The 12,660-nt window shown below is 75.0% G+C and carries 2 protein-coding genes; both read right to left on the bottom strand.

Translation table 11 applies throughout. From position 1 onward, the window contains the following. Positions 1 to 25: 25 nt before the first annotated feature. On the bottom strand, positions 26 to 5,446 hold the full coding sequence (locus QSK17_RS16670) for a type I polyketide synthase (protein ID WP_285705704.1): 5,421 nt from the start codon (positions 5,444 to 5,446) through the stop codon (positions 26 to 28). 25 nt (positions 5,447 to 5,471) lie between these two features. Then, positions 5,472 to 12,638: a type I polyketide synthase gene (locus QSK17_RS16665; protein ID WP_285705703.1), complete on the bottom strand. Its 7,167-nt coding sequence runs from the start codon at positions 12,636 to 12,638 to the stop codon at positions 5,472 to 5,474. Positions 12,639 to 12,660: the final 22 nt, after the last annotated feature.

The raw sequence follows: 12,660 nt of genomic DNA, 5'->3' as shown, positions 1-12,660 counted from the left end.
CTCCTTGGCTCGCGGTCGGGGGCGTTCACAGGGGCCGCAGCTCGTCGAGCACGCCGAACAGTTCGTCGTCGGTCGCCGCGTCGATGTCGTCGTCCCTTCTCTCGCCGGGCCCGGCGCCCCATCGCGACAGCAGGTCCTTCAACCTCAGCGCGATCGCGGCGCGGGCCTCCTCGTCGCCGGTGAACGGCGCCAGCGCGGCCTCCAGGCGGTTCAGCTCCGCGAGGGCGGGGGCGAGCGCCGCGCCCTCGCCGGTGCCGAGCCGCTCGGTGAGGAACCCGGCCACCGCGTTCGCCGTGGGGTGGTCGAACACCAGCGTTGCCGGCAGCCGCAGGCCGGTGGCCGTCTGGAGGCGGTTGCGCAGCTCGACCGCGGTGAGCGAGTCCAGGCCCAGGTCGAGGAAGCCGCGGCCGGGCTCGACGGCGTTCGGTCCCGCGTGGCCGAGAACGCTTGCCGCCTGGGCCCTGACGAGGCCGAGCAGCACCTGGGTCCGGTGGGCCGGCTCCAGCTCGGCCAGCTGCCGCCGCAACGCCTCGCCCGCGTCCTGCGTCCCTGCCGCGCTCCTGCGCAGCGGGGCCCGGACCAGGCCGCGCAGGAGCGGGGGTACGGCGGCGTCCGCGCGCGGGCGCAGGGCGGACGGGGCCAGCCGCACCGGGACCAGCACCGGCTCGCCGGTGGCGACAGCCAGGTCGAGCGCGGCCAGTCCCTCCTCGGCGGTGAACGCCTGGGATCCGGTGCGGCGCAGGCGGTCGCGTCCCGTGGCGCCGAGCGTTCCCGTCAGCTCGCTGGTGTCCGCCCACAGGCCCCAGGCCAGCGACTGCGCGGGAAGGCCGGCCGCGCGGCGGTGCCGGGCCAGCGCGTCGAGGTAGGCGTTGGCCGCGGCGTAGTTGGCCTGTCCCGGCGTGCCGAACGTGCCCGCCGCCGAGGAGAAGAGCACGAACGCCGATAGGTCCAGCTCGCGGGTCAGCTCGTGCAGGTGCCAGGCCACGCCGGCCTTCGCCCGCAGGACGGTGTCGATCCTGTCCGGGGTGAGCGCCTCCACCACGCCGTCGTCGAGCGCGCCCGCGGCGTGCACGACGGCGGTGAGCGGATGCTCGGCGGGCACGCCGGCGATCACTTCGGCGAGGCGATCACGATCGGTGGCGTCGCACGCGATCGCGGTCGCCTCGGTGCCCAGGGCGGCGAGGTCCGCCAGGAGCTCGGCGGCGCCGGGTGCGGTGCCGCCGCGGCGGCTGAGCAGGACGATCCGCCTGGCGCCATGCGCGGCAAGATGGCGGGCGACGAGCGAGCCCAGCGTCCCGGTGCCACCGGTGATCAGCACCGTGCCGTTCCCGAAGTCCCAGGGCCCGGCCTCAACCTGGGGCGCCGTAGGCAGCGGAACCAGCCGGGGCACCAGCGGCCGGCCGGCGCGGACGGCGATCTGGTCCTCTCCCGCCGCCAGCGCCATGGCGACGGCGTGATCGCGGCCCTGTTCGTCGGCCGGGTCCTCGACGTCGAGCAGGACGAACCGGTCCGGGTGCTCGGCCTGGACCGTGCGCATCAGCCCCCAGGCCGCGGCGGCCGCGAGGTCCGGCACGTCCGCCGCCACGTCCGTGGCCACCGCGGCCGAGGTCACGATGGCGAGCCGGGCCCCGTCCCGGTGCTCCTCGGCCAGCCACGACTGAACCGTCCCGAGCACGGTACGCAGCACCTCGCCGACGTCGCCGTCCCCGGCGACCGGTGTGAACACCGTTTCCTGAAGCCCGGCGGGCGGGAACGCGGGCAGAGGCGTCCAGTCGACCCGGAACAACGACCCGGACCGGCGCCCGGCGCCGCGCACCTGGCCGGGCACGACAGGGCGGGAGGTCAGCGCGTCGATCGCGGCGACCGGCGCCCCGGACTCGTCGGCGACCTCGACGGCGAGGGTCTCAGGACCTGACGGCGCGAGCCGCACCCGCAGCGCGCTCGCCCCGGCGGCATGCAGCCGGACGCCGGACCACGAGAAGGGCAACCGGCCGGTGCCTTCCTCGTTGAGCGCGCCGAGGGCGACGGCGTGCAGGGCCGCGTCGAGCAGAGCCGGGTGCACCCCGAAGCGGGCCGCCTCGCCCTGGTGCTCGCGCGGCAGCGCGACCTCGGCGAACACCTCGTCCCCGCGCCGCCACACCGCACGCAGGCCCTGGAACACCGGCCCGTAGGCGAAACCGCGCTCCGCGGCGCGCTCGTACACGCCGTCGATCGGGACCGGCTCGGCGCCGGTCGGCGGCCACAACACGAGTCCTGACGGCGGGGCCGCGTCGCCTGGCACGGCGAACCCGGCGGCGTGCCGGGTCCACTGGTCGTCCAGCGGCGGCTCGTCGTCCGGCCGGGAGTGCAGCATGAGGGCGCGGCGGCCGGTCTCGTCGGCGGGTCCCACGGTCAGCCGGATCCGCACCGCGCCGTCGTCCGGCAGCGCCAGCGGCGCCTCCAGCGCCAGTTCCTCCAGCTCCCCGCAGCCGGCCTCGGCCGCCGCGCGCAGCGCGAGCTCGACGAACGCGGTGCCCGCCAGGAGCACCGTGCCGTGGACCGCGTGGTCGGCCAGCCAGGGGTGCGTACGTGAGGAGAGCCGCCCGGTGAACACGAGCCCGCCGTCCTCGGGCAGGTCCACCGCGGCGCTCAGCAGCGGGTGCGCGGCGGCGGTGAGGCCCGCCGCGCCGAGGTCGGCGGCCGGAGGCGCGGACGGGAGCCAGTAGCGGTCCCCCTCGAACGGGTACACCGGCAGCGGCACGGCGCGGGCGCCACTGCCGTCGAACGCCTTCGCCCAGTCGGCCGGGACCCCGCGCGTGAACGCCTCCGCCACCGACCGCAGCATCCGCGCGGGGCCGCCCTCGCCGCGGCGCAGCGATCCGGTGGCGACGACCTCCTGCCCGGCGTCCTCCGCGGTCTCCTGCACGGCGGTGGCCAGCACCGGGTGCGGGCTGCACTCGACGAAGACGCGGTGACCGTCGGCGAGCAGCGCCCGCGTCGCCCGCTCGAACTCGACGGTCTGGCGCAGGTTGCGGTACCAGTACCCGGCGTCGAGACTCGCGCCCTCGGCGGGGCGGCCGGTGACCGTCGAGTAGAAGGACACCTCGCCAGCCTTGGTCCGTACCGGCCCGAGCGCTTTCATGAAGCGCTCCTCGATCGCCTCCATCTGCTGGGAGTGGGAGGCGTAGTCGACCGGGATCCTGCGGACCCGCACGCCGTCCGCCTCGCAGGCCGCGACGAACTCCGCCAGCGGGCCGGGCGGCCCTGAGACGACCACCGACGCGGCGCCGTTGACGGCGGCCACCTCGACCGGTCCGCCCAGGTTCGCGATCCGCTCGGTCACCGCCGCGACCGGCTGCGCGACCGAGACCATGCCGCCGGTCCCGGCCAGGCTCGCCAGCTCCCGGCTGCGCAGGGCGACCACCTTGGCGGCGTCGTCCAGCGAAAGCACTCCTGCGACGCAGGCCGCCGCGATCTCGCCCTGGCTGTGGCCGGCCACCGCCGCCGGCTCCACACCATACGATCGCCACACCGCGGCCAGCGACACCATCACCGCCCACAACGCCGGTTGCACGACGTCCACGCGCTCCAGCAGGTCAGGCTCGGCCAGCGCCTCGAACAGGTCCCAGTCCACGTAGGCGGCCAGCGCGTCCGCGCACTCCCGCATCCGCGCCGCGAACACCGGCGAGGACTCCAGCAGCTCCAGCCCCATCCCCGCCCACTGCGACCCTTGGCCAGGGAACACGAACACCACCCCGCCCCCGTCGGCGCGCGTGGCCTGGGTGAGCGTGCGGTCCGGCTCGCCCACGGCGAGCGCGGCGAGGCCACGCAGCAGCTCATCGCGGTCGGCGCCGATGACCACCGCCCGGTGCTCCAGCACGGAGCGGGTACGGGCGAGGGAGAACCCGACGTCCACCGGATCGGCGTGGATCGGGTGGGCGTGGATCGGGTCGGCGTCGATGTCGCGTAACCGGGCGGCCTGGGCCCGCAGCGCGGTGGCGGTCCTGGCGGACAGCACCCACGGCACCACCGGCGGCGGGGTGCCGTCCCGTTCGGGGAGCCGGGTCTCCGGCGCCTGCTCCAGGATCATGTGGGCGTTGGTGCCGCTGACGCCGAAGGAGGACACCGCGGCCCGGCGCGGCCGTCCGGTCTCCGGCCACGGCCGCGTCTCGGTCACCAGCTCGACGGCGCCCGAGTCCCAGTCGATGTGCGGTGACGGCGCGTCCACGTGCAGCGTCTTCGGCAGTTCGCCGTGGCGCAGGGCCTGCACCATCTTGATCACCCCGGCCACGCCGGAGGCGGCCTGGGCGTGGCCGATGTTCGACTTGACGCTGCCCAGCCAGAGCGGCTCGGCCGCCGCGCGCGCCTGACCGTAGGTGGCCAGGAGCGCGTGCGCCTCGATCGGGTCGCCCAGCTCGGTACCGGTGCCGTGGGCCTCGACGGCGTCCACCTCGGACGGGGTGAGCCGCGCGTCGGCCAGCGCCTGGCGAATCACCCGGCGCTGGGCGGGGCCGCTGGGCGCCGACAGCCCGTTGGAGGCGCCGTCCTGGTTGATCGCCGAGCCGCGGATCACCGCGAGCACGGTGCGTCCCGCGGCGAGCGCGTCCGTCAGGCGCTCGAGCACGACCACTCCCGCGCCCTCGGCCAGGCCCATCCCGTCCGCCGCAGCGGCGAACGCCTTGCAGCGGCCGTCCGGGGCGACCCCGCGCTGGCGGCTGAACTCGATCAGCACGGCCGGGGTCGACATGACCGTCACGCCGCCCGCCAGCGCGAGCGAGCACTCCCCCGCCCGCAGCGACCGGCATGCCAGATGCAGCGCCACCAGCGACGACGAGCACGCCGTGTCCACGGTGATCGCCGGCCCCTCAAGGCCGAGGGTGTAGGCGATCCGGCCGGACAGCACGCTGCCGGCCTTGCCGGTGACCAAGTGTCCTTCCAGACCATCCGGTGCGCTCTGCAGGGCCCCGCCGTAGTCGGAGAACCCACCGCCGACGAACACGCCGGCGGGCGTGCCGCGCAGCGACGCGGGGTCGATGCCGGCGCTCTCGATCGCCTCCCAGCCGACCTCCAGCAGCAGCCGCTGCTGCGGATCCATCGCCAGGGCCTCGCGCGGGCTGATCGAGAAGAAGCCGGCATCGAACCTGCCGGCGTCACGGTAGAAGCCGCCGCCGGTGGCGTAGGTGGTGCCCTGGCTGTCCGGGTCGGGGTCGTAGAGCGCCTCGACGTCCCATCCGCGCTCGGCGGGGAACTCGCCGACCGCGTCGCCGCCCGCCCGTACCAGCCGCCACAGGTCCTCGGCCGAGCGGACGTCGCCGGGGTAGCGGCAGCCGGTGCCGACGACGGCGATCGGCTCGTACGCCCGCTCCTGCAGTTCGGTGAGGCTCTGCCGGGTGTCGCGCAGTTCGGCGGTGGCCCAGCGGAGGTACTCCCGCATCTTTTCGGCGTTCTCGGGTTCGGTGATGTCCATAGTGGTGCTCCAAAACGCGGGAGAGTCAGGAAGAACGCAGCTCGTCGAGGGCGGCGAACAGCTCGTCGTCGGTCGCCGAGCTCAGATCGCGCTCGGCCGGGCCGTCGCCGGGCCCGGCGGTGAGGTGGGTCAGGAGGGTCTTGAGCCGCATGGCGAGTTCTGCGCGGGCCGCGCCGTCCGCGACGCCGCCGGCCAGCGCCGCCTCCAACCGGCCCAGTTCGGCCAGGCCGGTTGTCCCGCCGTCCTCGGGGGACAGTTCGGTGAGTACGTGCGCGGCCAGGGCCTGCGCGCTCGGATGGTCGAAGACGAGCGTGGCGGGCAGCCGCAGCCCGGTCGCGGTGGCGAGCCGGTTGCGCAGGTCGACCGCGAGAAGCGAATCGAACCCGAGCTCCTGGAACGCCTGGGACGGGTCGAGCGCGGCGGGCGTCGCGTGCCCGAGCACGGCGGCCGCGATCCCGCGAACCAGCTCCAGCACGGTCCGCTGCCGCTCGGCGGCGCCCATCGCGGACAACCGTTCCCGCAGTTCCTGCGAAGCCGGGGTCGCGGCGGCCTCGGCCTCAGCGGCGAGGATCCGCCGTACCTCGTCGATCCCGGCGAGCAGCGGGCTCGGCCGCGCCGAGGTGAACGCGGCGGTGAAGCGTTCCCAGTCGACATCGGCCACCGCGACGCAGGTCTCGTCGAGGTCCAGCGCCCGCTGCATGCCGCGCAGGCCGACGGCCGGGCTCATCGGCGACAGCCCGTGCCATTCGGGGTTGAGATCCATGAGGTCCTCGACCACGACGCCGTCGTCCAGCACGTGCCGGGCGTCCCAGACGCCCCAGGCGATCGAGGTGGCCGTGCGTCCGCGCGCCCGGCGCCGCTGCGCGAGCGCGTCGAGGTAGGCCGAGCCCGCCGCGTAGGCGCCGTGGTCGCCGCTCCCCCAGACGCCCGCGATGGAGGAGAACAGGACGAACGCGTCGAGGTCGCGGTCGGCGAAGATCTCGTCGAGGTGGGCCGCTCCCGCGACCTTCGCGCTGAGGACGTCGGAGAACTCCTCGACCGACGACTCCGCGAGCGCGGTGAGCCTGATCAGCGCCGCCGCGTGCACCACCGACCGGATCGGCCCGCCCTCGGCCTCGACCTTCTCGACCAGCGCGGCGAGGGCGTCGCGATCGGCGACGTCGCAGGCCGCCATGGTCACCTTGACCCCGGCCATGGTCAGTTCCTCGGACAGCTCGGCCATCCCCGGGGCGGCGGCGCCGCGGCGGCTGGTCAGGACGAGGTGGTCGGCGCCGCCCTCGGCGAGCCATCGGGCGATCGGCGCGCCGAGCGCGCCGGTCGCCCCGGTGACCAGAACGGTGCCACGCGGCCGCCGGCGCGCAGGGAGGACCGCGGGCCGGGCAGCCCGCACCAAGCGCCTGCCGTACGAGCCGTGCTCACGCAGCGCCACCTGGTCCTCGGCGCCCGCGGTGACCGCGGCGTGACAGCGTCGCAGCACGTCCTGACCGGGGTCGGGCGGCAGATCGACCAGGCCGCCCCAGCGTCGCGGCTGCTCCAGCCCGATGACCCGACCCATGCCCCAGGTCTGCGCCTGCACCGGGTCCGGCGGCGCGTCCGCCGCGCCGGCGCTGACCGCTCCTCGCGTCACGCACCACAGGGGCGCGCCGATGTCCGCGTCGGCGAGAGCCTGCGACAGCACCAGGCCCGACACGAGCCCGCGCGAGACGCCCGGCAGGGTCCCGAGTTCGCCGCGGTCGAGGGCGAGCAGGGACAGCACTCCTGCGAGTTCCACCTCGACCTCCCCGGCCTCGGCGCGCAACGCGTCGGCCCGCAACGCGTCGGCCTGCGACGCCTCCGCCCGCAGCAGGGAGGACCACGCGGCCCGGTCCACGTCCGGGCCGGCCACCACCACCTGCGGCGCCTCACCGCCGGGTCCCGAGAACTCGGCGATCAGCCCGGCGACGACCGGGTCCGTGGCGGCGGACTCCGGCACGACGAACAGCCACCGGCCCGACTGGACGGCGGGCACGGGGTCGGGGATGGGCGCCCACTCGACGTGGTAGCGCAGGGAATCGACGGCGGACTCGTCCCGGCGGTCCGCGTGCCAGCGGGCGAGCGCGGGAAGCACGGACGCCACCGCCTCGCTGTCGGCGTCGAGCACGCCCGCGAGGGCGTCCGCGTCGGCGTGCTCGACCGCCGTCCAGAACTCGGTGTCCATCGGGCGGTCGCCGTGCGACGGCGACTGGAAGTCGAGCCAGAACCGCTGGTGCTGGAACGGGTAGGAGGGCAGGGCCGTGGCCCGGGCCCCGGTGCCCGCGAACACGGCGGGCCAGTCCACGGCGACGCCCGCGACGTACACCTCGGCCGCCGAGAGCAGGACCCGGTCCATGCCCCCGTTGTCGCGGCGCAGGGTGCCGGCGGTGACGACAGGACGCTCCATCCGTTCGGCTGTCTCGCCGATCGCCATGGTGAGCACCGGGTGCGGGCTGCACTCCACGAACACGCCATGCCCCGTCTCCAGGAGCGCGGCCGTGGTGTCCTCGAACTCGACGGTCTGGCGCAGGTTCCTGTACCAGTAGCCGGCGTCGAGCCCGGAGGTCTCCAGGAGCCCACCCGTCACGGTGGAGTAGAACGGCACGCTGCCCGGCCGCGGCGCGATCGGGGCGAGCAAATCGCGCAGGCGGTCCTCGATCCGGGCGACGTGCGCGGAGTGTGACGCGTAGTCGACCGGGACGAGCCTGGTGCGGACGCCCTGGGCGCGGCAGTCCTTGTCGAATCGGGCCAGCTCGTCCGCGCCGCCGGCGACGACGACCGAGGACGGGCCGTTGACCGCGGCGACGGACAGGCCGGCGTAGCCGTCCAGCCGCCGGCGCGCCGCCTCGGCGCCGAGTGCGACCGAGAGCATCCCGCCCTCGCCCGCCAGGTCGAGGATCGCCCGGCTCCGCAGCGCGACGACGCGGGCGCCGTCGCCCAAGGACAGCGCGCCCGCGACGCAGGCCGCGGCGATCTCGCCCTGGCTGTGCCCGAGCACCGCGTCCGGCCGGACGCCGAGCGACTCCCACACCGCGGCGAGGGAGACCAGGATCGCCCACAGCACCGGCTGCACCATGTCGACCCGCTCCAGCCCCGCGCGCTCGCGGACGACGTCGAGCATCGAGAACTCCACGTACGGTTCGAGCGCCGCCGCGCACTCGGCCATCCGTGCGGCGAAGACCGGCGAGTCGTTCAGCAGGTCCGCGGCCATACCGGTCCACTGCGACCCCTGACCAGGGAAGACGAACACCACCTTTCCCGGGTTTCCCGCGACGCCCCGGACCGTCCTGGCGTCTTCGCCGCCCTGCGCCAGCGCGGCGAGGTGGTCACGCAGGTCGGCGGCGTCACGGCCGACGACGACGGCACGGTGCTCGAACTCCGTCCTGGTCGTGACGAGCGAGAAGCCGAGATCGGCCGGGCTCGCGGCGTCCGCGGAGGTCCGCAGGTTCCCGGCCTGGGCACGCAGCGCGCCAGCGGTCCTGGCGGAGAGCACCCACGGAACGGCGGGGAGCCCGGCAGCCTCGGTCGCCATGGGTTCCGGCTCGGGCGCCTCTTCCAGGATCAGGTGTGCGTTCGTGCCGCTGATCCCGAACGAGGACACTCCGGCTCTGCGCGGCCGGTCCCCGCGCGGCCAGGGTCGCGCTTCTGTGAGCAGATCGACCGCGCCCGCTGTCCAGTCGATGTGCGGCGACGGCTCCTTGACGTGCAGAGTACGCGGGAGCGTGCCGTGGCGCAGGGCCAGGACCATCTTCATCACCCCGGCCACGCCGGACGCGGCCTGCGTGTGGCCGACGTTCGACTTCACCGAGCCGAGCCACAACGGCTCCTCCCGGTCCTGCCCGTAGGTGGCCAGCAGCGCCTGCGCCTCGATCGGGTCGCCGAGGGCGGTGCCTGTGCCGTGCGCCTCGACCGCGTCCACGTCGGACGTCGCGAGCCCTGCGGTGGCCAGCGCCTGACGAATCACCCGCTGCTGCGAGGGGCCGTTGGGTGCGGTCAGGCCGTTGGACGCGCCGTCGGAGTTGACCGCGGAGCCGCGGACCACGGCGAGCACCGGATGCCCGTTGCGGACCGCGTCCGACAGCCGTTCCAGCAGGACCAGGCCCACGCCCTCGGCCATGCCCATACCGTCCGCGCGGGCCGAGAAAGCCTTGCAGCGGCCGTCCTGGGCCAGGCCGCGCTGGCGGCTGAAGAGCACGAACGGCGCCGGGGACGCCATCACCGTCACCCCGCCCGCCAGGGCGAGCGAGCATTCCCCCGTCCGCAGTGACTGGGTCGCCAGGTGCAGCGCCACCAGCGAGGACGAGCACGCCGTGTCGACCGTGACCGCCGGCCCCTCGGTGCCGAAGGTGTAGGCCAGTCTTCCGGCGATCACGCTCATCGCGGTGCCGGTGAGCAGATGCCCCTCGGTGCCCTCCGGCGGCTCGGCCAGTCCCGCCCCGTACATCGACGACCCCGCGCCGACGAAGACGCCGGTCCTGCTTCCTCGCATGGAGCCGGGGGTGATCCCGGCGGCCTCGAACGCCTCCCACGAGGTCTCCAGGAGGAGCCGCTGCTGCGGATCCATGGCCAGGGCCTCGCGAGGGCTGATCCCGAAGAACCCGGGATCGAAGTCGCCCGCCCCCTCGACGAAGCCGCCCACCCGTACGTAGGTCTTGCCCGGAGCGTCCGGATCGGCGGCGAAGAGACCCTCCGTGTCCCAGCCGCGGTCGGCCGGGAATCCGGTGATCCCTTCCCCACCCTCGGCCAGCATCCGCCACAGGTCGTCCGGAGAGGTGATCCCTCCGGGAAGCCGGCAGCTCATCGCGACGATCGCGATCGGCTCGTCCGTCACCGTTTGGATGGCGGGGGCCGGTTGGGCGACCGCCGGTCCGCCGCCCAGCTCGGCGGCGAGGTGCCGGGCCAGCGCCTCCGGGCTGGGGTAGTCGAACACGAGGGTCGCGGGCAGCCGGAGACCGGTGGCCGCGCCGAGCCGGTTACGCAGCTCGATCGCCGTGACCGAGTCGAAACCGAGGTCCTGGAAGGCCCGGTCGGCATCGACCTGGTCGCCGGAGTCGTATCCGAGCACGGCCGCCACGTGCGCTCTGACGACGCCCAGCAGCGCCTCCGCCGTCACCGCGGTCTCCGTACCGGAGGCGGGGACGGGAGCAGGGACGGCGACCAGCCGCCGGACCTCGGGGATCTCGCGGAACAGCGGGCTCGGGGTGCCGGACACCGCGACCACGCGGGCCCAGTCGATGTCCACCACGACCGCGCTGGTCTCGTCGTGGTCGAGTACCCGCTGCAGCGCGGCGATCGCCAGGTCCGGGTCCATCGCCGGGACGCCGCGGGACAACATCCGGTCCTCGACCGCGCCCGTCGCCATCCCGCCGGCGGCCCAGTGCCCCCAGACGACGGCGGTCGCGGGCATCCCCTCGGCCCGACGCCGCCGGGCCAGCGCGTCCACGAAGGCGTTGCCCGGGGCGTAGTTGCCCTGCCCTGCCGCGCCGAACATGCCGCCGAAGGAGGAGAACAGCACGAACGCGGAAAGGTCCAGGTCGCGGGTGAGCTCGTGCAGGTTCACCGCCGACTCGGCCTTCACTCTCAGGACGTGCTCGACCTGGTCAAGCCGCAGCGACTCCAGCAGCGCGTCGTCGAGCGCGGCCGCGGTGTGCACGACGGCGGTCAGCGGCCGCTCCGCCGGGATGCCGTCGAGAAGCCCGGCGAGGGCGGCGCGGTCGGCGAGGTCCACAGTGGACACCGTGACCTCGGGGCCGAGAGCGGTCAGTTCCGCGACGAGTTCGGCCGCGCCTGGGGCGTCGAGGCCGCGGCGGCCGGTGAGGATCAGATGCTCGGCGCCGTTGCGGGCGAGCCACCGCGCCACGTGCCCGCCGAGTGCGCCGGTGCCGCCGGTGACCAGAACCGTTCCGGCCGGTCGCCAGTCACGCTTCTGGACGGTCCCGCCGTCCGCCACGTGGGCGAGCCTTCTGGCCATGACCCCGGACGACCGGACGGCGAGCTGGTCCTCGGCGCCGGGGGCGGCGAGCACCGCGCTCACGCGGTCGGCGGCGCGGCGGTCCGCCGTCGCCGGGAGGTCGATCAGGCCGCCCCAGCGGTTGGGGTGCTCCTGGCCGACGACCGGCCCGAGGCCCCAGACGAGGGCCTGCTCCGGGTCGTCCGGCGGATCGGCGGGCCCGGTCGTGACCGCGCCGCTGGTGCAGACCCACAGGGGCGCCTCGATCCCCGCGTCGCCGAGCGCCTGAACGAGCGTGAGCGTTCCGGCGTGCGCAAGCGGTACGGCCGGGTGACGGGGATGGCGTCCCTTGGCCAACGCGAGCAGCGACACTACTCCGACCGCCGCGGCCTGGCCGGTCGCGGTCTGGCCGTCCGCAGCCTGACCACCCACAGCCTGGCCGGTCGCGATCTGGCCGGTGAGGTACGCCGCCAGCGTGTCCCGGTCCGTGGCCGGATCGACGGGGAGCCGTCCGACCTCGGCGCCCTGAGCGGTCAGCGACGCCTCAAGGGCGGCGGCCCATGCGTCGCCGGAGCCGTCCGCGGGCTCCAGCAGGAGCCATCGGCCGGTGGGCCGGGCGGCGGCCGCGGGCGGCAGGGGCCGCCAGGTGACGCGGTAGCGCCAGCCGTCCACGGCGGACCGCTCCCGCTGCCGTCTGCGCCACGACGACAGCACCGGCAGCACCGAGCCGAGCGCGGCCCGCTGTTCGGCGTCGGCGTCCAGGTCCTCGGCGAGAGCGGTCAGATCGTCGCGTTCGACGGCGGTCCAAAACCGGTCGTCCACCGGTTCGGCGGAGCGCGGCTGTGCCGGCTCCCGGTCGCTGGGCCAGTATCGCCGGCGTTGGAAGGGATACGTCGGCAGATCCACCCGCGCCGCCCCACCACCCGCGAACACCACCCGCCAATCCACCGGCACACCCGCCACGAACACCTCAGCCAGCGACCGCGTCAACCGATCCCGGCCACCCTCACCCCGCCGCAACGTCCCCACCACCACAGCCGCCTGCTCAACCGCCTCCTCCACCCCGACAGCCAGCACCGGATGCGCACTACACTCCACAAACACCGAATGACCCTCGGCCAGCAACCCCGCCACCGCCCGATCAAAACGCACCGGCTCCCGCAGATTCCGCCACCAATACCCCGCATCCAACCCCGCGCCATCCACCACCCCACCGGTGACCGACGACACGAACGGAACCGACCCCCGCCCC

The organism is Microtetraspora sp. NBRC 16547 (assembly GCF_030268965.1).
Taxonomy (GTDB): Bacteria; Actinomycetota; Actinomycetes; order Streptosporangiales; family Streptosporangiaceae; genus Microtetraspora.
Note: the sequence above shows the minus strand (reverse complement) of the source record. Positions and strands in the feature narration are given on the sequence as shown.

Bases quoted from the DNA above. Each gene is read 5' to 3' on its own strand.
- QSK17_RS16670 (WP_285705704.1), bottom strand. From the start codon at position 5,446: ATGGACATCACCGAACCCGAGAACGCCGAAAAGATGCGGGAGTACCTC.